We start from the raw sequence: 24,229 nt of genomic DNA on the forward strand, positions 1-24,229 counted from the left end.
GCGACTATAGGACCGTGGTTTGCCCCGTTCAATATGCTATTTTCCGCATATGCTCCGCATTTCGATCCACCCCCACCTGCAGATTCGTGACGACACGGCCCGGACACCGGCGCCAGCGCTCGACGTATCGCGACTCGTGGCGTTGCTCGGCCATATCGAAGCCACCGGCAATATCGCCCAGTCGGCGGAAGCGGTGTCGTTGTCATATCGCTACGCCTGGGGAATCCTGCGCGATGCGGAGACCCTGTTCGGCGGCGCGCTGATCGCCAAGACACGCGGGCGCGGATCGGTGCTGACGCCGCTGGCGCAGCAACTCGTCTGGGCCAGCAAGCGCATTGCCGCGCGGCTGTCGCCCACACTGGAAAGCCTGGCCTCGGAACTCGAGATCGAACTCAAGAAGCTGATGGCCGAGTCCGACCCGGCCGTGCGCATCCATGCCAGCCACGGATTCGCGGTGGCCGCGCTGCGCGATTTTCTCGATGAACAGAAGGTGCGGCACGACCTGAAGTACTGCGGCAGCCTGGAAGCCGCCGCCGCGCTGGCCGAAGGCGCCTGCGACATCGCCGGCTTCCACGTGCCGATCGGCGAGTTCGAGGAAGAGACACTGCGGCGATTCACGCGCCTGTTGCATCCGCAAACCCACTGCCTGATTCACCTGGCCACGCGCGCGCAGGGGTTGTTCGTGCGGCCGGGCAACCCGCTCAATGTGTTGACGCTGGAAGACCTGGTGCGCCCCGACGTGCGCTTCGTCAATCGCCAGATAGGCTCTGGCACCCGGTTGCTGCTGGACCTGATGCTCGCAAGGCGCGGCATCGACAGCAGCCGCATCGAAGGCTTCAACAACGGCGAGTTCACCCACGCCGCTGTGGCCGCATATATCGGCAGCGGCATGGCCGATGTGGGCTTCGGCGTGGAGACGGCCGCGCGCCGCTTCGGGCTGGAGTTCGTGCCGGTGCTCAAGGAGCGCTACTTCTTCGCCATCGAGACGAAGGCGCTGCAGAACCCGGCGCTGACGGGAGCGGTGAACGCGATGAAGAGCGGGAGTTTCCGGGAGCGCGTCAATGCGCTGCCCGGCTACGATGGCGAGATGACCGGACTGGTGCAGTCATTCGAGGAAGCGTTTCCGGGAATGCTGCCGTAGGCGCGTGGCGGGGAAGCCCCATCCACGCGCCTGACGCGCCTGACGCCCGAATCAATACACCACGACCGACAGCGCCGCACCCGCCGGCACGCGCACCTTGTCGCTGTACACGCCGTTGCTGTCGCTACGCGCAGCCGCGTAAGTGCCATAGCCCTGCAGGAAGATCGGGGCGATGGCCGGCAGTTTGCGCAGCGCCGCATACGCCGGCAGCGACGGATCGATCTGTGGCAGCACATACACGCCGTCCGTCCGGCCCGGGTAGCCAAAGCCGGCGGGCGCCGACGCAGCCGGCAGCGCGGCGGTCGTGGTCACCTTCCAGTTCAGCAGGGCCTGTTCAAACGTCCAGCCCGGTTGTGCCGCGCGAATCGCCTGATCGAGCACGGTCTTCGAACCCGTCGTGGCGCGCGTCAGCAGATCCTTGTAGAACGCCAGGCCAAGCTGGCGATTGAGGAAGCCGCCGAGGCTGCCGGACACCGAATAGCTTTCGCACGACGCGCCAAATCCCGTGAACTGCAGCACGTTGCAGTTATAGGCGCCATAGCGATAGAAGTCCGGCAGGCGCAGATCGCGGATGGGGTTGTACGTCGGGTCGATATCGTGACTCTGGAAGTCCTCCATCTGCATCGCCGTCATTTCCTCGAGCCAGGTGTCGTAGGCATATGCAGCTCCCATGCTGACCTGGCGACGATAGAAGTTCTGCATGTGCGTGCCTTCGTGCGCCATGACCGTCTTGACCGATTGCAGACCCGACACGCCGCCGAGAGACAGGGTCTCGCTGTCCAGGTAGAGCGAGATCGCCTCGTTGCTGTTCTGTGCGCTGCTCTTCAGGAAGTTGTGCATGCTCCAGAAGTAGCCGACCGTACCGAACGGCTGGCCGTCGCGATTGAAATTGAGAATGACGATGTCCAGCGGCTGACCGTCGGGCAACATGGTGCCGCCGTAGCTGTTTGGTCCCCAGACCGGGCCGCCGATATTGACGAGCTTGTCGTAGATGCCACCGCTGTTCGCGAACGCGGCGGCCAGACCGTCGACCATCGCCTGCGTGATGTTTCCGGCGGTGAACTCGGCGTCCTCGACCCAGAAGTTGACTCGCACATTGCCCGGGGCCGTCACCTGCGTGCGCAACGTGGCCGGACGCGTGGTCTTGTCGGTGTGATACCAGCTCTTCTGCGCCCCCACTGCCAGACCGACCGTCGCGGACAGCGGCGCGGACACTCCCATCGTGCTCAGCCGTGGCGCCGGCCCGTTCTGCAGGGTGTCCACCCAGCCCGCGCGGTTGTACTCGCCGATGGCGCGCTGTGTGGCTTCGGCGTCCGAGACCACGCTCAATGCCTGGGGCGATAGCATGTCCGCCGCCACACTCGACGAGACCGAGGCCGGCATGGCGACCAGCGTGTTCGACAGGTTGGTCAGCATCAGCGAGATCGACCGTCCGGCCACGCCGGAGATGGCGTACTGGACGTCCATGTCACTGCTACCCGGAGCGCGACCCCAGATTCCGGTGCCGATGCCCGCATAGCTGCTGGCGGAGGCTGCGCCGCAGCCGCTGCACGACTGGTCAAGGCCGGTGACCAGCAACGGCGCAGGCGCAGCGGGGGGTGTCGTGGTGGTGGTAGTGGTGGCGGTAGAGGGCGTGGCGGTGGGGCCAGACCCACCATCGCCACCGCCGCCACAGGCTGCCAGCGCCAGCACACTCATCGCTGCCAACCCAGCCCAGCCAGAAACTCGCGGAAAGGGTCGTACGCACGCGGACGCGCGAGCCAGGTTTTGACGCATCAAGGGGACTCCCGAGGAAAAGTAGACGGTCCCCAGTGATGCCGACGCGCCCTTGCGCGTCGTCCCCGGGGTCACCCTTGGATATCGACGCGCCCATGGCTGCGCTTGAGACCCGAATCACCCCGGTGCAGCGCAAGATTTGCGATAACGCAGGGTATCGGTCATCTCGGGAGCGCCGCGGCCGGGAGTCCGGGCGCGGCGTCCGGTGTTAGTAGATTTCCGGCACGATCATGTTGCCCGGCACGGGATGCCGCACGTAATCGGCATGACGCTCCCGCTCGGGCAGGAGGACGCTCTGCTGTTGCGGCTCCACGTACGGCATCTGCTGCAACAAGTGATGGATACAGTTCAGGCGCGCGCGCTTCTTGTCGACCGCCTGCACCACCCACCACGGCGCCTCGTCGATGTGCGTGCGCTCGAGCATCACTTCCTTGGCGCGCGTGTACTCTTCCCAGCGACGGCGTGACTCCAGATCCATCGGGCTCAGCTTCCACTGCTTGAGCGGATCGTGGATCCGGCTCAGGAAGCGCAGATGCTGCTCGTCGTCCGTGATCGAGAACCAGTACTTGATGACCTGGATACCAGAGCGCACGAGCATGCGCTCGAACTCAGGCACCGAGCGGAAGAACTCCTCATACTGCTCGTCGGTGCAGAAACCCATCACGCGCTCGACGCCCGCGCGGTTGTACCAGCTACGGTCGAACAGCACCATTTCGCCGGCAGCCGGCAGATGCGACACGTAACGCTGGAAATACCACTGCGTGCGCTCGCGATCGTTCGGCGCCGGCAGCGCGGCCACGCGGCAGACACGCGGATTGAGGCGTTGCGTGATCCGCTTGATCACACCACCCTTGCCCGCCGCATCGCGCCCTTCGAAAAGGATGACGACCTTGTGGCCGGTTTCCACCACCCAGCTCTGCAGCTTGACCAGTTCGCCCTGCAGGCGGAACAGTTCGCGGAAATAGCGATGGCGTTCGGCGCGCTCGATATCGTCGCCGTTGAGGTTGCTGTTGTCCCCCGGGCCACCAATATCGCCATCCAGCACACGCTGGACCAGTCCCGGGTCACGATCTTCGAGCTCGAGTTCGAGCTCTTCGTCATAGTAATCCGCCACTTCCTGGTGGATGCGGCGGATCAGCGCCTCGTCGTTGTAATCCATGGCTTTCCTCCATCACGTACGCCGGACTGACGTACGGCTGTGCGCCGGAAATCGTACGCTTTCAGTGTGGCACTTGCATGAATCGACTGCCAGCCTACTCGGCCTGCTTGCGGAATGCCCAGCGCCCGGCCAGCACCGTGAAGCTGGCCACCAGCACCACAAGCACCCAGAAGCCGTGCGGATGATCCGCCAGAGGAATCCCGCCCACGTTCATGCCGAAGAAGCCGGCCACGATGTTGATCGGCAGCGCCAGCACGGTAACCAGCGTCAGCGTGAACAGCGTGCGGTTGGTCTGTTCGTTGAGCTTGGCGGCGATCTCTTCCTGCAGCAGCTTGATCCGCTCCACCAGCGCGGCAAGGTCGTTCAGCACCAGCGAGAACTCTTCGGTCGACTCGCGCAGCTCGCGCAAATCGCCTTCGAGCAGCCACGCCGGCGGACGGTTCAGCAGACGGAACAGCGCGCCGGGCTCCGGCGCCAGCAGGCGCTGCAGTCGCACCAGGCCACGACGCATCGCGCCCAGGTCAGCGCGGTTCGAGTGCAGCCGCTGGGACAGCAACTGGTCCTCGATCTGGTCGACATTGATACCGGTCTCGCGCACGATCTGCACGAGCACGTCGGCCTGATCGCGCAGCAAGTGCACCACCAGATCCAGCGGCGAGCGAAATGGCTCGCCCCCGCGCACCGCGGCGCGCAGGCGGTCCACCGAGCGCAGTGGCCGTGCGCGGGCGGTCACCAGCAGCCGGTGATCGGCATGGGCCCACAGCGTGGAAATGTCAGTGGAGACCACGCCGAAGTTGTAGATCACATCGTTGACCACGGCCAGCAGCGCATCGTCCTGGCGCTCGATACGTGTCGAATGCGAGCCCTGCCGCAGCGCTTCGAAGAAGTCTTCTGGCAGGCCGAGCTGGCCTTTCATCCAGCGCTCGCAGGCGCTGTGGGACAGGTTGAAGTGAAGCCAGAGAAACGGCTGGTCGTGGCGTGCCGTGGTCGGCGCGGCATTGCCGTTCTGACGCAGCCAGGCCGCCGCGCCTGTCGAGTCGATCTCCCGCAAGGGCTGCCCCGGTTCGAACAAGAAACCGCTGACCAGACCGACCGGATCTGACCCGTAGCCCGACTCGACAATGCCCGATTGCATGAAGACTCCCGTGGATCGAAATAACTGTGTGACGCGCGACGTTAGCATGGCGCCGTGACGCCCCGGAACTACCTGGCCTTTCCGGCCGCCAGCTTCTTGTAGAACGCCGCGCGGCTGAGCCCGATGCGGGCGGCGGCCTCGGCTACGCGGCCTCCGCAGGCGTCCAGCGCCTGATGCAGGAAGGCCGCTTCGAACTGCGCCATCGCGTCGGCATAGGATTGCGCGGGCACCGTGGTCTGAACGCCGGGGACGTGGGCGATGGCCACGTCTGCTGCCACCTCCGGCGGCACGGGTGTCTCCGGAATCACTGTCGTCGGATGGGGTGCGGATTCTGGTGCCGATTGAGGGCCCGCATGGACGGCGGACGGCACGCGCCCCAGCCCAAGCAGTGGCGCCAGTGTCGCGGCGTCGATCGCATCCTCGTCGCACAGCATCACCACACGCTCCAGCACATTGCGCAGTTCGCGCACGTTGCCCGGCCAGCCGTACTCGCCGAGCAGCTTCAATGCGTCCGCGCCCAGCCCCATCGGCTGCCGGGCAGCCTTGATGCAGAGTTCCTCGATCATTGCGTAGGCCATCGGCACCAGATCGCCCAGTCGCTCCCGCAGCGGCGGCAGTTCGATGGTCAGCACGTTGAGCCGGTAATAGAGGTCCGGGCGGAACCTGCCTGCCGCCACCAGCCCCGGCAGGTCGGCGGACGTGGCAGCAATGATGCGCACGTCGGATCGCACGATCCGGTTGGAGCCAAGCGGCTCGAATTCGCGATCCTGGAGCGCGCGCAGCAACTTGCTCTGCAGCGCGAGCGGCATGTCGCCGATTTCATCGAGAAACAGCGTGCCGCCATCGGCCAGCTCGAACTTGCCAACGCGGCCCTTGCGGTCGACACCGGTATAGGCGCCCGGCGCGGCGCCAAAGAACTCCACTTCGAGCAACGTGTCGGGAATCGCCGAGACATTGACGGTCACGAGCGGCTTTTCGGCACGCGCCGAACCCGCGTGAATGCCGTGCGCCAGCAACTCCTTACCGGTGCCGGTCTCGCCGAGCAGCAGCACCGGCGATTCCACCTGGGCCGCCCGGCGCGCCTGACGCTTGACCTCCTGCGCCGCCCGGCTGGTGCCGACGAAGCTCGCGAAGGTGTACTTGGCGCGGCGCGCCTGATCCAGCGATCGCCGCGCGGCAGCCAGCTCGGCCTGCACCCGCGCGTAGTGGGCATAGATCGGCGTGAGGGCCTTGAGCTCGTCGAACAATGCGAAGCCCACACCGCCGATGGTCCGACCCTCGTCGTCCTTGATCGGCAGGCGCGTGACGATCATCGGCTCGCGCCCTGTCTCCAGGATGTCCAACAGGATCGGCTTGCCGGTTGTTACGACCTCGCGCATCAGGCTGTGCGGAATCACCTGCTCGCAATCGAGCCCGATCGCATCCTGCGGATTGCTGAAGCCAAAACGCGCCGCGTAGCGCTTGTTGATCCACACCACGCGCGCCTGGTCGTCCACGACGAAAGTCCCCTCGCTAAAATTCTCGAAGGTGCGGAAAAGCGACTCCATGGCCCGCCGTGCGACATCGTCGTAGTCGAGCAGCAGCGCGCCGCCCGGTTCGGCGATCTTGTGCATGTTCTCGTTTTTCGATTCTCGATTTGGAGACGCGCAGTGTCTCATATCGGAGACTCAAAGGTCTCCCGGGAGAACCCGACATCTCCATCGGGAGACATTCTCCATCAAACCGTCATATATATGACGTATAGATAACTTATCTACTGGGCATGGAACGTGCTGAACAAGCGGCCCCCAAAAGTTGCCCCTTGCGCCACATCCAGGGGGTATCCAATAACAAGTCTTCGGAGACCTCATGTCTTTCGTCATCGTGCTCGCCGCCCTGGCGTTCCTGATGTTCGCCGCCTATCGCGGCTACAGCGTCATCCTGTTCGCACCGATCGCCGCGCTAGGCGCAGTGCTGCTGACCGACCCGTCAGCCGTCGCTCCCGTATTTACCGGCATCTTCATGGAGAAGATGGTCGGCTTCGTGAAGCTCTACTTCCCGGTGTTCATGCTGGGCGCCGTGTTCGGCAAGGTCATCGAGCTTTCGGGCTTCTCCGAGTCGATCGTCGCCGCGGCGATCCGCTATATCGGCCGCTCGCGCGCCAATGCCGTGATCGTGGCGGTCTGCGCGCTGCTGACCTACGGTGGCGTGTCGCTGTTCGTGGTGGTGTTCGCGGTCTACCCGTTCGCCGCCGAACTCTATCGCCAGAGCAATATCCCGAAGCGCCTGATGCCGGGCGCCATCGCACTGGGCGCGTTCTCGTTCACGATGGATTCGCTGCCGGGCACGCCGCAGATCCAGAACATCATCCCGACCACGTTCTTCAAGACCACGTCGTGGGCCGCACCCGTGCTGGGCGTGGCGGGCTCGCTGTTCATCATCGTCGTTGGCCTGTCGTACCTGGAGTGGCGCCGTCGCGTGGCCGCCGCCAATGGCGAGGGCTACGGCACCAACCTGCTGAACGAACCGCAACGTGTAGAAGGCGGCAAGCTGCCGCCGCCGCTGCTGGCCATCCTGCCGCTGATCGTGGTGGGTGTATCCAACTTCTGGCTCACGCGCATGATTCCGCTCTGGTATGGCGAGGCCAACAGCGTGTCGCTGCCCGGCCTGGCCAAGCCGGTGGAAACCAAGATCGCCAGCGTGACCGCAATCTGGGCCGTGGAAGCCGCGCTGCTGCTCGGCATCGTAGTGGTGCTCGTGACGGCATTCGGCGCGGTGCGTTCGCGCTTTGCCGAAGGTACCAAGAGCGCCGTGTCCGGCGCGCTGCTGGCCTCGATGAACACCGCATCGGAATACGGCTTCGGCGGCGTGATCGCCGCGCTGCCTGGCTTCCTGGTGGTGAGCGATGCGCTGCGCAGCATTCCCAATCCGCTGGTCAATGCGGCGGTGTCGGTCAGCACGCTGGCGGGTATCACGGGGTCGGCGTCGGGCGGCATGAGCATCGCGCTGGCCGCCATGTCGGACGTCTTCATCCAGGGCGCGCACGCCGCCCAGATTCCGCTGGAAGTCCTGCACCGCGTGGTGTCGATGGCCAGCGGCGGCATGGACACGCTGCCGCATAACGGCGCGGTGATCACGCTGCTGGCGGTCACCGGCCTGACGCATCGCCAGTCGTATCGCGACATCTTCGCGATCACGATGATCAAGACGATGGCGGTGTTCTTCGTCATCTTCGTGTTCTACGCCACCGGTCTGGTCTAAGGAGCGGCAATGGTCAATCTACAAGGCAAGACCGCGCTGGTCACCGGCTCCACCAGCGGCATCGGACTGGGTATCGCCGAAGCGTTGGGCCGCGCTGGCGCGAACATCGTGCTGAACGGCTTCGGCGATGTCGACGCGGCGCTCGCCACAATCGCGGCGACTGGCGCGCAATCGGCCCATCATCCGGCGGACATGCGCAAGCCTGATGAGATCGAAGCGATGATCGCCATGGCACGGGAACGCTTTGGCACCGTGGACGTGCTGGTCAACAACGCAGGTATCCAGCATGTGGCGCAGGTGGAGGACTTTCCCGCGCAGAAGTGGGACGACATCCTGGCCATCAACCTGACGTCGAGCTTCCACACGACGCGGCACGTGATCCCCGCGATGCGGGCCCGTAACTGGGGTCGTATCGTCAATATCGCGTCGGTGCACGGGCTTGTCGGCTCGGCCGGCAAGTCCGCCTACGTGGCGGCCAAGCATGGTCTCGTCGGGCTGACCAAGGTCACCGCGCTGGAAACGGCCGGTACCGGCATCACCTGCAACGCGATCTGTCCCGGCTTCGTGCTGACGCCGCTGGTAGCGGCGCAAATCGATGCGATCGCGAAGCGAGACGGTATTTCGATGGAAGCGGCCCAGGCACGGCTGCTGTCGGACAAGCAGCCCTCCGGGCAGTTCGTCACGCCGGAGCAGTTGGGCAATCTGGTGCTGATGCTCTGTTCGCCGTTCGGCGATCAGGTGCGCGGCGCGGCCTGGGCCATGGACGGCGGCTGGACCGCGCAATAGCTGTAGCAGTCACGACACCGCGCGCCACGCCGCATCCGGCATGGCGCGCGGCAGATTGGCGGCGCCTTACAGCCCGCCTACCCCAGGGAATGTGATCACGCTTCGCGCCACGCTTCCCGACTGCATGGCGATGAACCCCTCATTGATATCCTCCAGCGAGATCCGCTGCGAAATCAGATCGTCGAGCAGCAGCTTGCCCTGCATGTACAACTCGACCAATCGAGGGATATCCAGACTCAGGCGGTTCGAACCCATGAACGAGCCCTGGATGCGCTTCTCTTTCAGGAAGTCGAGTGCGGGCAGTTCGATCCTCGCATCCGGACGGAACAGGCCGATCACCGTCGCAGTGCCACCGGGGGCCAGCATCGCATAGCACTGCTCGGCGGTCTGCTTCAGGCCGATGCATTCGAAAGCGAATTCGGCACCGCCGCCGGTCAGTTGCATCACCTGCGCGACCGGATCCCCATCGCCCGCATTGACAACGTCGGTCGCCCCGAACTTGCGAGCCAGTTCGAGCTTGGCAGGCAGCATGTCCACGGCGATCACACGCGACGCGCCGGCAATCACCGCGCCGTTGATCACGGACAGCCCGACACCGCCGCAGCCGACCACCACCACGGTGCTGCCCGGCGGCACCTTCGCGCTATGGAAGACCGCGCCAGTGCCGGTGATGACCGCGCAGCCGAGCAGCGCCGCGCGATCGAGCGGCATATCGTCGCGAATCTTCACCAGCGCGTTCTCGTGCACGAGGATCTCTTCGGCGAAACCGGAGAGATTGAACACCTGGCTGAGCGGATTCCCCGCCAGGCGCAGACGGTTGGCCTTGCCGGGCGGAAGCTTCACCTCCGGGTTCTGGCACAGCACCTGATGGCCCGACGCGCATACCGAGCAGTGGCCGCAATAGACCGACAGGCAGCCCACCACATGATCGCCCGCCTTCAGTCCGGATACCTGCGAGCCAACGGCCTCCACCACGCCCGACACCTCGTGCCCAAGCACGGCGGGCAGCGGTAGCGGATAGGTGCCCTGCATCATGTGAAGATCGCTATGGCACAACCCCACGGCCGCCGTTCGCACCCGCACCTCGCGCGGACCCGGTTCGGCAATGGCAACGTCATGGATCACGAGCGGCGCGCCTGCTTTTTCCATCACTGCGGCTTTCATCTTCTGTGTCTCCTTGGTTGAATCAACTTGCTTCACGGAGCCGGGACGTGCGGCGGCCCGGCCAGATAGCGTTGCAGCATCGCGGCAAGGCGAGGCTCGAGCGCCGCGTCCTCCATGCCGATGCCATGCGGCACTTCCAGCGCGATGCTCGTAAGGGTACTGACCACCAACCGGATCGCCATCCGGATCTCATCCTCGGCCCAATCGCGCCCTTCCGCGCGCAGATGGCCGGACAGGCAGGGCACCATGACATCGAGAATGCGCTGGTTGGCATCGCGAATAGGCCCCCATAACGGTCCACCGCTGGCGGCATGTCGCAGGTAGGCCGCGAACACACCGGCATATGAGCGGAAGGTGGCAACGTAGAACGCGATGATGCGTGCGCAGATGGCGTCAGCCGGTCCGTCATGCCAGACCGGATCTTGCGCCATTTGCACATCGAGCCCGGCCCGGAGTTCGGTCAGCATATCCTCGAGCACCAGCGCGCAAAAGGTCTCCTTGTCGCGAAAGCGTGTGTAGAACGCGCCCACCGACGTGGAGGCCGCCTGGGTCAGCTCGGCCAGCGAAAAACCGGTCAGGCTGCCGGATGCGTTGATCAACCCTCGCCCCGCCGTAAGCATGGCTCGCAGGGAGGCCTCGCTGCGCTCCTGGCGCGGCGCGCGCAAACCTTCCACGGTCTGCATCGGAATGGTCGGATTCATACGTCGTAGGTGATGATCAATGGACGATCATGACGCGGACGAGCCTGGCACGCCAGTATCCAACCAGCGGCGAGTTCGTCAGGGCTGAACACGTCGTTGTGCGCGTGGGCGACTTCGCCATCGAGGCATTTTGCCGCGCACGATCCGCAGTAGCCTTCCTCGCACGCGTATGGCACATCGAGCCCGGCCTCCAGCATGGCCTGCAGGAGCGACTGGCCGCCCTCCACCCGCACCGCATGCTGTTCGCCCTTCATCGTCACGCGCGCATCGCATGAGGTCATCGCTGCCGTGGCGGTAACCGCGGCGCTGGCGACCACGGGCGCAGCGTCGAAACGCTCCAGGTGCACACGCCCACCCGCCACGCCGGCTTCGCCCGCGGCCTGCTGAATCATGGCCATGAACGGCGCGGGACCGCAAAGATAAAGGTGGAAGTCCGCATTGCGCCGCAGCATTTGCCCGAGGGTCTGCGCGTCGGGGGTGCCGTGTTCGTCATCGTAGTGCCACCGGACCGCGAGCCGTTCCGGATGATCCGCCACCAGCCTGGCGATGGCCTGCCCAAAGATGACGCTCGTGGCATCACGATTCGCATAGAAGAGCGTGATGTGGCGCGTGGTGGTGGCTAGTGCGGAGCGAATCATCGACAGGACTGGCGTGATGCCACTACCCGCCGCGCAGAACACCAGCGGCGCCGCACCATCGTCACACACGAAGCGCCCGGTGGGCTCGCTCACTTCCAGCACGCTGCCGGGGCCCACGTTCGCGTGGAACCAGTTCGACACCCTGCCTCGCGCGACCCGCTTTACCGTCACCACCGGTAGCCCAAGGGACTCCGGCGCACTGGACAGCGAGTAGCTGCGCATCAGGGTTTCCCCGCCGACGTCCACCCGGAAGGTCAAATGCTGCCCCGCACGATATCGAAACGCGCCGCGCAGCGGCTCGGGTATCGCAAGCGCGAACGAACGTGCATCTTCGGTCTCCGCAACCACATCGGCAACGGTCAGGCGATGGAACTGCATCCGCGTCTCCTCGTTCTGCGGAACCTGTATCGGCTCCTTGCATTAATCAGAAACAGAATTATTCTTCTGTTTATAGTCGGAAGCCCCCGCAAGAACAAGGCCGATCTTCCCGGCTCCGGCGCAGCAGGTCACGATGATCGGCCAAACCCCAAGGCAAGCCAAAGGAGACGTCATGACATCGATGCACCGTTACACCCTGCCTGTGGACCAGACCGGCTGGTCCGTCGGCAGCCAGGTAGCGACAGAGTTCAACTGGGAATACGACAATGGGTCGTCCAAGCTGCTGCAGCTCTACGAGACGAGCAAGAAACAGCAGTGGAACGCGAGCGACCGGATCGACTGGTCCCAGGAACTGGACCCGGAGAACCCGCAGGAACTCGATGACCGCATGATCCCGATCTACGGCACCAAGCTGTGGGACAAGCTGGGCCACAACGACCGCATCGAGGTACGCCGCCACCAGCAGGCGCATTCGCTGTCGCAGTTCCTGCATGGTGAACAGGGCGCATTGATGGTCTCCGCGCGCATCGTGCAGATGGTGCCTGGCATGGATGCCAAGTTCTACGCAGCCACGCAGACGATGGACGAGGCCCGCCACGTCGAGGCATATTCGCGTCTGCTGCACGAGAAGGTCGGCCTGCTCTACCCCATCACGCCCGGCCTGAAGTCGCTGCTGGAAACCACGCTGACCGATTCGCGCTGGGACTTCTGCTACCTCGGGATGCAGGTGCTGGTGGAAGGGCTGGCGCTCGCCGCCTTCCAGCGCATTCGCGACTTCGCGAAGAACCCGCTGGCCGCTTCGATCAATGCCTATGTGATGCAGGACGAGTCGCGACATGTCGCCTTCGGCCGCACCGCGCTGCGCGGCTTCTATCCGCAACTGACGGAGGCCGAACAACGCGAACGCGAGGACTTCGTGATCGAAGCCTGCCATTTGATGCGCGAGCGCTTCGACCAGAAGGAAGTCTGGGGCCGGCTGGGCCTGCCCGAGGACGAATGCGCGCAGGCGGTACGCGATTCGGAAACCATGCGGCTGTTCCGCCAGCGCCTGTTCAGCCGGATCGTGCCGACGGTCAAGGACATCGGCCTGTGGAGCCAGCGCGTGCAGGACGCGTTTGCGGCCATGGGCGCGATCGAGTTCGCCAACGTCGACGTCGAGGCCCAGTTCGCCAACGATCACAAGGTGGCCGAGGAATTCGACGCGCGCCGCCATGTGATGGACACCATCAAGCAGGCCAGCGACAGCGCGCACTGAGTCCGTGCAAGTGAAAAAACCCGGCAAGTATTTGCCGGGTTTTTTTTCGTGCCAGAGATTCGCCGGCAAGCCGGCCTCTGCTCGTTAGCCTTGCAACCGTCGCAGCGAGCGCTCGGGATGCTGACCCAGCCAGCTCATCACGAATCCTGTCAGCATCACGGCGCCGCCCAGTGCAAAGCCAAGTTCGTATCCATGGGCAAGGTCGCCCGGATGCGCCTGCACGAACCATCCCATCGTGATCGGCGCGATGGCGCCCGCGCAGGTGGAAACCGCGACATTGAGCGCGACGATGGCGCTGCGCTGCGCGTCGGGCGTGATTTCGGCCAGGATCGCCGGGCCGAACGAGAACACCATGTTCGGCAGCGTGGCGGCAGCGGTGAGCAATACCAGCCGATAAGGCGTCGGCATCGGCACGAATGCAGGCACCAGCAGGCCCAGCCCGCCCACGCCGACGCAAACGGCGCCGAACAGCACGCGGGCCACGCGCGTGGATGCGCCACGCTGCAACATGCGCTGCGAGAGCCAGCTCAGCGTCATGCTGATGGGGATGCCCGCGGCAACCTGCAGGGCGAACACCTTGCCCGCGCTGATGCGATCGAAGCCGAGCGCCTGCTCCAGATATGAAGGAATCCAGGTCAGCACCAGCGCAAGGCTCCAGTACGCTGTGAAGCCGACGAAACAGGCCGACAGGATCGTGGGGTCGGTCAGCAGCTTGCGGTAAGGCACACGTCGCGGCAAGGCAGCGGCGCGCGGGGCCCCGTCATCGACGGCAGCCGAGCTCAGCGTGCCCTCGCGGCCGAAACAAAGCCAGCCCAGCCCCCACACCGCCGACGCAATCGCCAGCATGATGAAGTTGGTGCGCCATCCCCAGTTGTGCGAAACATAGGGCACGAGCAGGCCCGCCAGCAGCAGCCCAATGACCGCGCCCTGGTTGATCAGCGTCACCGGCAGATTGCGCTTGTCATGCGGGAACCACTTGAACAGCGCATGTGCCGAAACCGGAAAGCTCGGTCCCTCGCCAGCACCCAGCGCCACCCGCGAGGCCAGCAGCACCCATGACTTCGATGCGAAGGCGACCGGAAGCTGGACCACCGACCAGACGAACGCCATGCACAGCAGGATCCATCGCGAAGCCACCCGGTTGCCGATGAAGCCGACCACGACCGCTGACAGCGAGAACAGCCAGAAGAAGCTGCCGGCGATCACGCCGAAGCTCGTGGGCGTCAGATGAAAATCTTCCATGATCGGCACGGCCAGCATGCCCAGCACGACCTTGTCGAGGAAGTTGATGGCGGAGAAGGCAGTCAGCCAGATGGCGATGGTCCATGCCTTGCGTGGCTGGTAGACATTGGACGGGCCGCTTTCCTCAGCCTCTTGCGGCAACACATTGCCTCGTGACGATGTCAACGCTTCTGCCATATTCGTGGTCTCCTTGCGTGCTCGCGCGCGCACCGGGGGCGCGCCGGAAGGCATGTGCCATCCGACCGGATTCCGAACGGTAGTGCTATTTTTCGGTTCAGACAGCAGAGGGCAAATACTGATAGGGTTTCGCTCGAGAAACGCCTAACGCGAGACGCGCGATGGCCGGAGGCTAGCGCTTGCTGCGGCGAGGCGTCGCGGAGGCGACAGGCGCGACTGCCTCAGGCAATCCGAGATAGCGGACCATCATGCGATCCAGGTGGAGCGCCAGAGCATCGTCATCGAGATGCAGCGGCCCCGGATCGTTGAGCAGGATGTTGGCGAGCGTGCCCACCATGAACTGCAGCGCGGCGCGGACTTCGAACTCCGCTGTGTCCTTGGGCCGATCGCCCAGCTGCGCCGCGAGCGACGGCACGACCAGCCCGTAGATCCGCCGGTTGGCATCGCGCATCGGGTTGTCGCGCGCGTCACGCGCCGAGTAGTGCCGCAGGAATCCCCTGAACAAACCGCGATTCAGCCGAAACTGGCTGACGTAGCTGCCGATGATGCGCTCGACGATTGCCTGCGCGGGGCCCGTCTGCCAGACAGGCTGCTCGTCGATTGAGCGTTGCATGACGTCCTCCGCCTCGCGCAACGCCACTTCGAGCACATAGCCGAGAAAGGCCTCCTTGTCCTTGAAACGCCCATAGAACGCGCCAATTGACGTGCCCGCCCTGGCAACGGTCTCGTTCAGCGAAATGTCGTCGAGATTGCCGCGCTCCTCGGCCAGCGCGCGGCAGGCCGCCACCATCTTCTCCAGGCTCTTTTCGCTACGCGACTGCAACGGAGGACGTACCACCTCGTCGGCGCCTCGCTTGGCCGACCTGGCGCGGGATGCGGTAGCGGACCGGGTCGTGGGCTTGGTAGGCGTGGGCATGGCAGTGGGTGAAGACCGTTCGGGAACAGAGTGGATTATGCGGCAATTCACCCTGTACCAAACACGACGAACTGGCCGCCGTTCATCACCCTCGCCCCAAAAAAACAAGGCCCTCGCTAAGGAGGGCCTTGTTACTCAGCTTCGACTTGCCGAATTCGCTCAGGCGAAGTTCTTCGACGCGAAGTCCCAGCTCACGACGTTCCAGAATGCCTCGACGTACTTCGGACGGGCATTGCGGTAGTCGATGTAGTAGGCGTGTTCCCACACGTCGCAGGTCAGCAGCGGCTTGGCGTCGGTGGTCAGCGGGGTGGCGGCGTTGGAGGTCGACACCAGGTCCAGCGAGCCGTCGGCCTTCTTGACCAGCCAGGCCCAGCCCGAACCGAACGTGCCCACTGCCACCTTCGTGAATTCTTCCTTGAACTTGTCGAACGAACCCCACTTGGCGTTGATCGCGTCAGCCAGGGCGCCGGTCGGCTGGCCACCGCCGTTCGGCTTCATCGATTCCCAGTAGAACGTGTGGTTCCACACTTGGGCGGCGTTGTTGAAGATGCCGCCGGACGACTTCTTGACGATCTCTTCCAGCGATGCGCTCTCGAACTCGGTGCCCTTGATCAGGTTGTTCAGGTTCGTGACGTAGGTCTGGTGATGCTTGTCATGATGGAACTCCAGGGTCTCCTTGGAGATATGCGGAGCGAGGGCATCATGCGCGTACGGGAGAGAAGGGAGCTTGTGTTCCATTGTTCTGTCTCTGCGGTTTGTGGTGGGGAGAACTGCCGATTGTAGGTGACTTGCCAGACCCGCGCAAACGACGTCGGAAAGCCCCCTGCCCTCATGTTAGTTTCCCCGGCACAGGGCCGGGGGAGGTTGTCAGAAGCTCGCCAGCTTGGCCTGCACACCGGCGATTTCGATGTCGGCAACCCCGTCCGCCAGATGGGCTTCGACAATGCTGCCCGCACGCAACTCGACCGGCGACCGCAGGGCGCGGCCACGATTGTCAAGCAACACCGCATAGCCACGCTCAAGCGTTCGTTGGGGCGCCAGCAGTTCCAGCGCGCCCGACGCGCGCGCCAGGCGTGCCGTCTCGCGCTCATGCCGCCGTGCGGCCGCAGCCTCCATACGTGCCGCCAGGCGGCCCAGCTCCGCCTGCGCCGCACCAATGTCGGGCTTGCAGGCACGCCAGCGCATCGCCAGCACGTCCACGCGGTGGCGCTGTACGGCCACCGTATCGCGCAGTGCCGAGCGCATATGCCGGGCCAGATTGTCGACTTGGGCGCGACGCTCCTGCAACTGCGCCTGCGGGCTGCGCAACCTGCGTCCGAGCCATTCCAGATGCTGCGCGCGACGCTCGAGTTGCCGGTCCATTGCCTGCGCAAGCGCATCGCGTGCGCGGCGCGTGGCCTGGAGCAGATGCGCGCGGTCGGGGCTCACCAGTTCCGCCGCGCCGGTTGGCGTCGGCGCGCGCACGTCGGCCACGAAATCGGCGATCGTGAAATCGGTTTCGTGACCGACACCGGAGACTACGGGTACGGCACACCGCGCGATGGCATGCGCCACCACTTCCTCATTGAACGACCAGAGGTCTTCGATGCTGCCGCCGCCCCGGCAGAGGATCAGCACGTCGCACTCGCGCCTGGCGCTGGCCGCGTCGAGCATCGCGGCGATTTTTTCCGCGGCGCCTGCCCCCTGGACTGGCACCGGATAGACGATCACCGACACATGCGGAGCCCGGCGTTGCAACGTGGTCAACACGTCGCGCATCGCGGCGGCCTGCAGCGAGGTCACCACGCCGATCACACGCGGATGATCCGGAATGGGGCGTTTCCGCTCAGTGTCGAACAGACCTGCCTGCGCCAGCTTTTCCTTGAGGCGCAGGAACGCCTCGTAGAGATTCCCGAGCCCGGCACGACGCATGGCTTCGACGCCGAGCTGCAGCTCGCCACGCGCCTCGTACATCGACACCAGCGCGCGCACCTCGACAGCCTCCCCTTCGCGTGGCGAGAAGTCGACATGCTGATTGCGCCCGCGAAACATCACGCAACGAATCTGCGCGCGTGCGTCCTTGAGCGAGAAATACCAATGCCCACTGGCCGCCCGCGTGAAATTTGAGATCTCTCCCCGGACCCAGGCGAGTGGAAAGCTGCGTTCGAGCACTCCGGCGATGGCGTGATTCAGTTCACTGACCTGGATCACATCACGGGTGCGCGTGGGCGGCTGAGACGGCATCGCGCGCGGAAAGTTCTCGTTGTCTGGCATGGTTCGCAACCGCGCACGCGGCCTGGAATGGACATGTCCACAGCATACCGGCAATGTCAAGGGGCACCTCCCTCTTCACGCGCGCCTGGCCGCAATCCGCATGTTCTGGTGCAAGCCTTTGATTCTTATGATTTTTTGGACGGCGCAAAAAACAGGCAATGTAAGAGAAAACCTTACGCGTCAACGACTTACCGAAAGGCCCCTTGGCTTGTTCACAAAGTTATCCACAGAAGCTTTGGATAAATGATTTGTCAAGCGTCAATCCTGTGGATAATCGCGGCGATAGCGTCACGACTCAAGCTGCAGCAATGTCGGCCCCGCGAAATGTCCTCACCACGTCACGAGGGGCCGTGGCACCGCAAATGCTCATTTTTTAGGCAGTCAGTAGCAGGACCAATCGAATCAACGGTTTACGTTGCTTCTCCCGTGCTTATCCACAATGCGTCCACAGTACTGTCCTGAACAGATGTGGAAAGTGACGGGGTTACCGGATTGACTGCCGGACCGGAGCCACCCCCGAACTGCACAATTTTTAGGCAGACCTCGCTTCCCCCTTGTCGATCAAGGACTTAGCACGCTTTTCCGATAACTTTCCACAACCGATCCACAATCCTGTCCCGCGTCTGTGTGGAAAGTCGTCGCCACGCCCATCCAAAGCGGTCGGAAGCGGTCGGAACAGGTGCTGGCAACCGTTTCACCGAAGCCTGCCCAAAAAACAGGCAGACCACACGCCTTCCTTTGCGATCAATGGGTTAGCGTGCTTTTCCGCTTGCTTTCCACAATCGGTCCACAGTCCTGTCCCGCACAAATGTGGAAAGTCGCCGACGTGCGGCGATGCGCACGGCAGACACCACGTACTTGCGCGGCTTGCCCCGCGCCAAGTCGCGGGGTAGAGTGGCGCCTGCAATTTTTCGAGCATTGCCGCTGCGCGGGGCGCGTCCCGGCGCATCAAAGGCTGCCACGCATCAATCGTTCTGATTTCGGGTCTGTCGTTCGTTTGTAGAATTCGGGGGTCCACGTGTTTTCCATCATTCAAGCGGCCGGCTGGCCGATCTGGCCGTTGCTGCTCGCGTCGGTCATCGCACTGGCGCTGATCGTCGAGCGGTTCATTTCCCTGAAGCGCAGCAAGATCCTGCCGCCCAAGCTGTACGAGGAGGCGCTCTCCGCCGCCCAGCAGCGCAGGGCGACGCCCGAGGTTGTGAACACCCTTGAGCAGAACTCGCCGCTTGGCCGCGTGCTGGCCGCCGGCCTGCGCCACGTGGTGCTGCAACCGCAGACGTCGCGCGACGCCGCCAAGGACGTGGTCGAGGAAGCCGGCCGCGTGGTCGCGCACGAACTCGAGCGCTACCTGAACGCATTGGGCACGATCGCCTCGGTGGCCCCGCTGATGGGCCTGCTCGGCACAGTCATCGGCATGATCGAGATCTTCGGCAACCAGGGCGGCACCGGTGCCAATCCGGAGCAGCTCGCGCACGGGATCTCGGTGGCGCTCTACAACACCGCGTTCGGCCTGATCGTCGCCATCCCGGCGCTGATTTTCTGGCGCTATTTCCGCCGCCGCGTGGACGACTACGTGGCCGAGCTGGAATTCCGCGCGACCTCGTTCCTCGACGCCATCCTGCCCCAGCGGCGGGTGTAACGCCGCGGGAGCGCGCCATGCATTTCCGTTCCCGTCAGCGACGCGAGGAGCCGGAGATCAACCTGATCCCGCTCATCGACGTGTTGCTCGTGATCCTCATCTTCCTGATGATCACGACCACGTATTCGCGCTTCACCGAACTTCAGATCCAGTTGCCGACGGCCGATGCCGAGCGGGCGCAGCAGCGCCCGACCGAGATCGTCGTGTCCGTTTCGGCGCGCGGGGTCTATTCCGTCAACAAGCAGGTGCTGGAGCAGAAGGATGTCACCAGCCTCGCCGACCAGTTGCGTAGCGCAGCCGGTCCGGCCAGCAACGGGCAACCGCCGGTGGTCATCGTCAACGCCGATGCCCAGGCCACGCACCAGGCCGTGATCAATGTGATGGAGGCCGCGCGCCTTGCGGGTCTGTCGCGGCTGACGTTCGCCACCCAGAGCAGTCAGCAGCGATAAGACGCTGGACGCCCGCAGTCCCGGCGCGGCGAACGGCAGGCTTGCGACAAGCGTCGGGCAATGCCCATAATGTCTGCATTCGCCCGGCGCCACCCTAGCGGTGGCGCCGCCCGCTCCCGTCCCCGATCTTCATGGCCGCTCCCCAACACACCCTCGCCGACTTCGTCACCGACCAGTGGCAGCGCCGTAGCTGGTTTGCCTGGCTCATGTGGCCGCTGTCGCTGCTGTTCGGCCTGATCGCGCGCATTCGCCGGTACGGCTATCAACAGGGATGGTTCAAGTCGACCCGTCTGCCGATGCCGGTCATCGTGGTTGGCAACGTGACCGTGGGCGGCACCGGCAAGACCCCGGCCGTGATCGCGCTGGCGCATGCGCTGGCGGAAGCCGGCCTGCGCCCGGGCGTGGTTTCGCGTGGCTACGGCGTGAAGCTGAACCACCCGCGCCGCGTCAAGCCGACCTCGAAGGCCGCCGACGTCGGCGACGAGCCGCTGCTGATCGCACGCGCCGCGGACGTCCCGGTGTGGGTCTTCCCGGACCGCGCCCTGTGCGCGCAGGCCATGCTCGTCTCGCATCCCGGCGTCAACGTACTACTGCTCGATGATGGCCTGCAGCACTACAAGCTCCAGCGGGACTTCGAGATCGTGATGTTCGACACGCGCATGGGCGGCAACGGCATGATGCTGCCGGCCGGCCCGCTACGCGAACCGCTGACCCGGCCACGCGACGCCACGCTGATCAACGATCCGAATTTCCGCGCCACACCCGACAAACCCGACGTCTACGGCATGCGACTGGAGCTCGACGAGGCCTGGCAGCTCAACGATCCGACGATGTCGCGCGACGTGTCCAAGTTCGCGGACAAGCGGGTGCTGGCGGCAGCCGGCATCGGCCACCCGGAACGCTTCTTCGCCAGCCTGCGTCAGGCGGGGCTCTCCCCCGCCACGATGCCGCTGCCGGACCATTACGATTTCGTGCAGGACCCGTTCGCGGACAATCCTGCCGCGCTCGAAGCCGACGTGATCCTGATCACCGAGAAGGATGCCGTAAAATGCGAGCGCTTCGACGACCCGCGAATCTGGGTCGTCCCCACCACGCCCGTGATTGACGCGGGCCTGATCGACAAAATCCGCCGCGTCGTGCAGGCGCGCAACCCGGCCATCGCCACACCCGTCACCGTGGGGCAATCCACCGCCACCGGGATGGCCGACGGTCTCGACAAGGAACACCAAGATGGACAACCGGCTGCTTGAAATCCTCGTTTGCCCGCTGTGCAAGGGCAAACTGGAATACGATCGCGCCGCCCAGGAACTGATCTGCCACGCCGACAAGCTGGCCTACCCGATCCGTGACGGCATTCCGGTCATGCTGGCGGACGAAGCGCGCCAGACCGTGCCGGGCCGTGTGGTACCGGTGGAGCCCTCGGCGCCGGCCGGCAATTGATGGGTAAAGGTCGCACGATGAGCATCCCGACCTTTACCGTTGTCATCCCCGCCCGCCTCGCCTCCACGCGGCTGCCGAACAAGCCGCTGGCCGATATTGGCGGCCATCCGATGATCGTGCGCGTGGCTGAACGCGCCCACGCGTCGTCGGCCCAGCGCACCGTGGTGGCGACAGACTCCCAGGAGGTCGCGCAGGCCTGCGCCGCGCATGGTGTCGAAGCCGTGCTCACGCGTGCCGACCATCAGTCCGGCACCGACCGGCTGTCGGAAGTGGCGGCACAGCTCGGGCTGGCCGATGACGCAATCGTCGTCAACGTACAGGGCGACGAGCCGCTGATCGAGCCGACGCTGATCGACGAAGTCGCGCTGCATCTGGCGGCTCACCCTGACTGCGCGATCGCCACGGCAGCGCACCCGCTAAACGACGTGGCCGAAGTATTCAACCCGAACGTGGTGAAAGTGGTCTGCGACAATGCGGGCCGCGCGCTCTATTTCTCGCGCGCGCCGATTCCGTGGGCACGCGATGCCTGGTCTGCCGTGCCGGCCCAGCCCGCTGCCACCGCGCAAGTCCCGCTGCCGGCCATGCCGGTGCTGCGTCACATCGGCATCTATGCCTATCGCGCGGGCTTCCTGCGCCGCTTCCCGACGCTGGCGGTCGCGCCGCTCGAACAGACCGAAGCGCTCGAGCAACTGCGCGCCATGTGGCATGGCGAGCGGATCGGTGTGATGGTGACGGCGGCTGCACCGGCGCCGGGCGTGGACACGCCGGCGGACCTGGAACGCGTGCGCGCGCTATGGGCGCAAGGCATGGCTCAGGAAGGGCCGTGACAACATTCGCCCGCTGAAGTTCACACTGCTGCAACGTCGGCGGGGGCCGAATCCGTACGGCCCATGGCATAATGCTTGCCGAAACAGAGTCCGTGAGGCGCGTTCGCCGCACCTCGCAAAGACTCGGTGGGGAGATAGAGATCGAGCCCGACCGGATGCGCGCGTGCCCGCTGGCACCTGCTGCGCGCCCGGCGCGTCGAGCATGACCTGACTCCGGCACATGGCTCGACTCGCACAGTCTGGCCTGACCGCGTAAGTCCTGCGTCAAGTTGCGGCGGTACCCTCCTTCCATCCCTCCCGCCAGACCGAATTCAAATACCTTGAGGACCCGTAAATGCGTTTGATCCTGTTGGGCGCACCTGGCGCCGGCAAAGGCACGCAAGCCAAGTTCATCTGCGAGAAGTTCGGCATTCCGCAAATCTCCACGGGCGACATGCTGCGCGCCGCGGTGAAGGCGGGCACGCCGCTGGGCATCGAAGCCAAGAAGGTGATGGACGCGGGCGGACTGGTGTCGGATGACATCATTATCGGCCTGGTGAAAGACCGTCTTAAGCAGCCTGATTGCGAAAAGGGCTACCTGTTCGACGGTTTCCCGCGCACGATTCCGCAGGCCGAGGCAATGAAGGAAGCCGGCGTGGCGATCGACTACGTGCTGGAAATCGACGTGCCGTTCGACGCCATCATCGAGCGCATGAGCGGCCGCCGCGTCCACGTGGCGTCGGGCCGGACCTACCACGTCAAGTTCAACCCGCCGAAGGCCGACATGGTCGACGACGAAACGGGCGAAGCACTGATCCAGCGCGACGACGACAAGGAAGAGACGGTGCGCAAGCGCCTGGACGTGTACTCGCAGCAAACCCGTCCGCTGGTCGACTACTACTCGAGCTGGGCCGCCAACGGCGATGCCTCGGCGAAGGTATCGCCGCCGAAGTACCGCAAGATCGCGGGTCTTGGCGAAGTCGACAAGATCACGGCAAGCGTGTTCGACGCGTTGAAGTAAGTCGCGAAGCGCTTCCAGCATCAAAAAGAAGCGGCCCTGGGCAACCGGGCCGCTTCTTTATTTGCCGATCGGTTCGCGCGGTTCGTACAATAGCCTCCAATTGACGTTAACGTAAACGGCATCTACAACGAGGAGACAGACGCATGGACATTCAGGGCAACGTATTCATCGTCACAGGCGGCGCATCGGGGCTCGGCGCGGGCACGGCGCGCATGCTGGCGGCTGCGGGCGGCAAGGTCGTGATTGCCGACCTCAACGAAGCCGCGGGCACGGCGCTGGCCACGGAGCTCGGCGGGCAGTTCGTCAAATGCGACGTGGCGTCGGAAGCCGACGGTCAGGCGGCCGTGGATGCCGCGCGGAAGCTTGGCCGGCTCTCGGGGCTGGTCAACTGCGCGGGTATCGCGGTGGCCGCCAAGACGGTCGGCAAGAACGGACCGCATCCGCTCGATGCGTTCGAGAAGACCATCCGCGTCAACCTGATCGGCACTTTCAACATGATTCGCCTCGCCGCCGCGGAGATGGTGCAGAACACTCCCGATGCCGAAGGCGAACGCGGCGTGATCATCAATACGGCCTCGGTGGCCGCGTTCGATGGCCAGATCGGCCAGGCTGCGTATGCGGCATCGAAGGGCGGCGTGGTAGGCATGACGCTTGCCATCGCGCGCGATCTTTCCCGCGACGGCGTGCGCTGCCTGACCATCGCCCCGGGGTTGTTCGAAACACCGATGCTGCTCGGGATGCCGCCGGAGGTGCAGGAGGCGCTAGGCAAGATGGTGCCGTTCCCGCCGCGCCTGGGCCGCCCCGCAGAGTACGCCAAGCTGGTCCAGTCGATCATTGGCAATACGATGTTGAATGGCGAAGTGATCCGCCTGGATGGCGCGATCCGCATGCAGCCGAAGTAAGCCCGCGCGTC

The 24,229-nt window shown here is 64.7% G+C and carries 22 protein-coding genes; 11 read left to right on the forward strand and 11 right to left on the reverse strand.

What is annotated here, in order from left to right:
• The first annotated feature begins 49 nt into the window (after window positions 1-49).
• The gene (locus RN01_RS08850) at window positions 50-1,141 is read left to right on the forward strand and encodes a substrate-binding domain-containing protein (RefSeq protein ID WP_017511626.1); all 1,092 of its coding nucleotides are present in this window, start codon (window positions 50-52) and stop codon (window positions 1,139-1,141) included.
• A 51-nt stretch (window positions 1,142-1,192) separates the two neighbouring features.
• Here the strand turns inward: RN01_RS08850 and RN01_RS08855 are convergent, their stop codons facing one another.
• The 4 genes from RN01_RS08855 to RN01_RS08870 form a co-directional block, all read right to left on the reverse strand.
• Window positions 1,193-2,839 carry a hemagglutinin gene (locus tag RN01_RS08855; RefSeq protein ID WP_017511627.1) on the reverse strand — a complete coding sequence of 549 codons (1,647 nt, stop codon included), beginning with the start codon at window positions 2,837-2,839 and terminating at the stop codon, window positions 1,193-1,195.
• A gap of 286 nt (window positions 2,840-3,125) precedes the next feature.
• Entirely contained in the window at window positions 3,126-4,076 is a 951-nt protein-coding gene (gene ppk2 / locus RN01_RS08860; RefSeq protein WP_008640944.1) for a polyphosphate kinase 2, read from the reverse strand.
• Window positions 4,077-4,170: 94 nt separating this feature from the next.
• Window positions 4,171-5,211: a transporter gene (locus RN01_RS08865; protein ID WP_017511628.1), complete on the reverse strand. Its 1,041-nt coding sequence runs from the start codon at window positions 5,209-5,211 to the stop codon at window positions 4,171-4,173.
• 68 nt (window positions 5,212-5,279) lie between these two features.
• Complete coding sequence (locus tag RN01_RS08870) at window positions 5,280-6,824, reverse strand: sigma-54-dependent Fis family transcriptional regulator (RefSeq protein ID WP_017511629.1); 1,545 nt, start codon at window positions 6,822-6,824, stop codon at window positions 5,280-5,282.
• Window positions 6,825-7,059: 235 nt separating this feature from the next.
• Here RN01_RS08870 and RN01_RS08875 point away from each other — a divergent pair, with 235 nt between their 5' ends.
• Both RN01_RS08875 and RN01_RS08880 read left to right on the forward strand, forming a co-directional pair.
• Window positions 7,060-8,451, forward strand: a complete 1,392-nt coding sequence (locus RN01_RS08875) for a GntP family permease (RefSeq protein ID WP_017511630.1) — start codon at window positions 7,060-7,062, stop codon at window positions 8,449-8,451.
• 9 nt (window positions 8,452-8,460) lie between these two features.
• The gene (locus RN01_RS08880) at window positions 8,461-9,237 is read left to right on the forward strand and encodes a 3-hydroxybutyrate dehydrogenase (RefSeq protein ID WP_017511631.1); all 777 of its coding nucleotides are present in this window, start codon (window positions 8,461-8,463) and stop codon (window positions 9,235-9,237) included.
• A 66-nt stretch (window positions 9,238-9,303) separates the two neighbouring features.
• Here the strand turns inward: RN01_RS08880 and RN01_RS08885 are convergent, their stop codons facing one another.
• The 3 genes from RN01_RS08885 to RN01_RS08895 are packed head-to-tail and all read right to left on the reverse strand — an operon-like array spanning window position 9,304 to window position 12,118.
• A complete protein-coding gene (locus RN01_RS08885) occupies window positions 9,304-10,401 on the reverse strand; it encodes a Zn-dependent alcohol dehydrogenase (protein WP_024569031.1) in 1,098 nt (365 codons plus the stop codon).
• A gap of 32 nt (window positions 10,402-10,433) precedes the next feature.
• Entirely contained in the window at window positions 10,434-11,102 is a 669-nt protein-coding gene (locus RN01_RS08890; protein WP_024569032.1) for a TetR/AcrR family transcriptional regulator, read from the reverse strand.
• Window positions 11,099-12,118 carry a ferredoxin--NADP reductase gene (locus tag RN01_RS08895; protein ID WP_017515068.1) on the reverse strand — a complete coding sequence of 340 codons (1,020 nt, stop codon included), beginning with the start codon at window positions 12,116-12,118 and terminating at the stop codon, window positions 11,099-11,101. Before RN01_RS08895 ends, RN01_RS08890 begins: the two co-directional genes overlap by 4 nt.
• 172 nt (window positions 12,119-12,290) lie before the next feature.
• On the opposite strand from RN01_RS08895, the gene RN01_RS08900 reads away from it, so the two are divergent.
• Window positions 12,291-13,373 carry a ferritin-like domain-containing protein gene (locus RN01_RS08900; protein WP_024569033.1) on the forward strand — a complete coding sequence of 361 codons (1,083 nt, stop codon included), beginning with the start codon at window positions 12,291-12,293 and terminating at the stop codon, window positions 13,371-13,373.
• Window positions 13,374-13,457: 84 nt separating this feature from the next.
• Here RN01_RS08900 and RN01_RS08905 read toward each other — a convergent pair whose 3' ends face one another.
• From RN01_RS08905 to xseA, 4 genes are all read right to left on the reverse strand, one after another.
• Window positions 13,458-14,792: an MFS transporter gene (locus tag RN01_RS08905; protein ID WP_024569034.1), complete on the reverse strand. Its 1,335-nt coding sequence runs from the start codon at window positions 14,790-14,792 to the stop codon at window positions 13,458-13,460.
• A gap of 172 nt (window positions 14,793-14,964) precedes the next feature.
• Complete coding sequence (locus RN01_RS08910; protein ID WP_029699532.1) at window positions 14,965-15,708, reverse strand: TetR/AcrR family transcriptional regulator; 744 nt, start codon at window positions 15,706-15,708, stop codon at window positions 14,965-14,967.
• Window positions 15,709-15,867: 159 nt separating this feature from the next.
• On the reverse strand, window positions 15,868-16,446 hold the full coding sequence (gene sodB / locus RN01_RS08915) for a superoxide dismutase [Fe] (RefSeq protein WP_008640957.1): 579 nt from the start codon (window positions 16,444-16,446) through the stop codon (window positions 15,868-15,870).
• Between the two features lie 129 nt (window positions 16,447-16,575).
• The gene (gene xseA, locus RN01_RS08920) at window positions 16,576-17,961 is read right to left on the reverse strand and encodes an exodeoxyribonuclease VII large subunit (protein WP_017512868.1); all 1,386 of its coding nucleotides are present in this window, start codon (window positions 17,959-17,961) and stop codon (window positions 16,576-16,578) included.
• A 1,018-nt stretch (window positions 17,962-18,979) separates the two neighbouring features.
• On the opposite strand from xseA, the gene RN01_RS08925 reads away from it, so the two are divergent.
• From RN01_RS08925 to RN01_RS08955, 7 genes are all read left to right on the forward strand, one after another.
• Window positions 18,980-19,600, forward strand: a complete 621-nt coding sequence (locus RN01_RS08925; protein ID WP_008644986.1) for a MotA/TolQ/ExbB proton channel family protein — start codon at window positions 18,980-18,982, stop codon at window positions 19,598-19,600.
• 17 nt (window positions 19,601-19,617) lie between these two features.
• A complete protein-coding gene (locus RN01_RS08930; protein ID WP_017512869.1) occupies window positions 19,618-20,049 on the forward strand; it encodes a biopolymer transporter ExbD in 432 nt (143 codons plus the stop codon).
• Between the two features lie 131 nt (window positions 20,050-20,180).
• Entirely contained in the window at window positions 20,181-21,299 is a 1,119-nt protein-coding gene (lpxK, locus tag RN01_RS08935) for a tetraacyldisaccharide 4'-kinase (protein ID WP_017512870.1), read from the forward strand.
• Window positions 21,280-21,489: a Trm112 family protein gene (locus RN01_RS08940; protein WP_008644998.1), complete on the forward strand. Its 210-nt coding sequence runs from the start codon at window positions 21,280-21,282 to the stop codon at window positions 21,487-21,489. Before lpxK ends, RN01_RS08940 begins: the two co-directional genes overlap by 20 nt.
• Window positions 21,490-21,506: 17 nt before the next feature.
• Window positions 21,507-22,316: a 3-deoxy-manno-octulosonate cytidylyltransferase gene (gene kdsB / locus RN01_RS08945; protein ID WP_038315837.1), complete on the forward strand. Its 810-nt coding sequence runs from the start codon at window positions 21,507-21,509 to the stop codon at window positions 22,314-22,316.
• 334 nt (window positions 22,317-22,650) lie between these two features.
• The gene (adk, locus tag RN01_RS08950; RefSeq protein WP_017512872.1) at window positions 22,651-23,316 is read left to right on the forward strand and encodes an adenylate kinase; all 666 of its coding nucleotides are present in this window, start codon (window positions 22,651-22,653) and stop codon (window positions 23,314-23,316) included.
• Window positions 23,317-23,459: 143 nt separating this feature from the next.
• The gene (locus RN01_RS08955) at window positions 23,460-24,218 is read left to right on the forward strand and encodes a 3-hydroxyacyl-CoA dehydrogenase (RefSeq protein ID WP_011515393.1); all 759 of its coding nucleotides are present in this window, start codon (window positions 23,460-23,462) and stop codon (window positions 24,216-24,218) included.
• Window positions 24,219-24,229: the final 11 nt, after the last annotated feature.

The sequence above is a fragment of the Cupriavidus sp. SHE genome, assembly GCF_000812445.1.
GTDB lineage: Bacteria > Pseudomonadota > Gammaproteobacteria > Burkholderiales > Burkholderiaceae > Cupriavidus > Cupriavidus metallidurans.

Bases quoted from the DNA above. Each gene is read 5' to 3' on its own strand.
- RN01_RS08850 (WP_017511626.1), top strand. From the start codon at position 50: ATGCTCCGCATTTCGATCCACCCCCACCTGCAGATTCGTGACGACACG.
- RN01_RS08855 (WP_017511627.1), bottom strand. From the start codon at position 2,839: ATGAGTGTGCTGGCGCTGGCAGCCTGTGGCGGCGGTGGCGATGGTGGG.
- ppk2 (WP_008640944.1), bottom strand. From the start codon at position 4,076: ATGGATTACAACGACGAGGCGCTGATCCGCCGCATCCACCAGGAAGTG.
- RN01_RS08865 (WP_017511628.1), bottom strand. From the start codon at position 5,211: ATGCAATCGGGCATTGTCGAGTCGGGCTACGGGTCAGATCCGGTCGGT.
- RN01_RS08870 (WP_017511629.1), bottom strand. From the start codon at position 6,824: ATGCACAAGATCGCCGAACCGGGCGGCGCGCTGCTGCTCGACTACGAC.
- RN01_RS08875 (WP_017511630.1), top strand. From the start codon at position 7,060: ATGTCTTTCGTCATCGTGCTCGCCGCCCTGGCGTTCCTGATGTTCGCC.
- RN01_RS08880 (WP_017511631.1), top strand. From the start codon at position 8,461: ATGGTCAATCTACAAGGCAAGACCGCGCTGGTCACCGGCTCCACCAGC.
- RN01_RS08885 (WP_024569031.1), bottom strand. From the start codon at position 10,401: ATGAAAGCCGCAGTGATGGAAAAAGCAGGCGCGCCGCTCGTGATCCAT.
- RN01_RS08890 (WP_024569032.1), bottom strand. From the start codon at position 11,102: ATGAATCCGACCATTCCGATGCAGACCGTGGAAGGTTTGCGCGCGCCG.
- RN01_RS08895 (WP_017515068.1), bottom strand. From the start codon at position 12,118: ATGCAGTTCCATCGCCTGACCGTTGCCGATGTGGTTGCGGAGACCGAA.
- RN01_RS08900 (WP_024569033.1), top strand. From the start codon at position 12,291: ATGACATCGATGCACCGTTACACCCTGCCTGTGGACCAGACCGGCTGG.
- RN01_RS08905 (WP_024569034.1), bottom strand. From the start codon at position 14,792: ATGGCAGAAGCGTTGACATCGTCACGAGGCAATGTGTTGCCGCAAGAG.
- RN01_RS08910 (WP_029699532.1), bottom strand. From the start codon at position 15,708: ATGCCCACGCCTACCAAGCCCACGACCCGGTCCGCTACCGCATCCCGC.
- sodB (WP_008640957.1), bottom strand. From the start codon at position 16,446: ATGGAACACAAGCTCCCTTCTCTCCCGTACGCGCATGATGCCCTCGCT.
- xseA (WP_017512868.1), bottom strand. From the start codon at position 17,961: ATGCCAGACAACGAGAACTTTCCGCGCGCGATGCCGTCTCAGCCGCCC.
- RN01_RS08930 (WP_017512869.1), top strand. From the start codon at position 19,618: ATGCATTTCCGTTCCCGTCAGCGACGCGAGGAGCCGGAGATCAACCTG.
- lpxK (WP_017512870.1), top strand. From the start codon at position 20,181: ATGGCCGCTCCCCAACACACCCTCGCCGACTTCGTCACCGACCAGTGG.
- RN01_RS08940 (WP_008644998.1), top strand. From the start codon at position 21,280: ATGGACAACCGGCTGCTTGAAATCCTCGTTTGCCCGCTGTGCAAGGGC.
- kdsB (WP_038315837.1), top strand. From the start codon at position 21,507: ATGAGCATCCCGACCTTTACCGTTGTCATCCCCGCCCGCCTCGCCTCC.
- adk (WP_017512872.1), top strand. From the start codon at position 22,651: ATGCGTTTGATCCTGTTGGGCGCACCTGGCGCCGGCAAAGGCACGCAA.
- RN01_RS08955 (WP_011515393.1), top strand. From the start codon at position 23,460: ATGGACATTCAGGGCAACGTATTCATCGTCACAGGCGGCGCATCGGGG.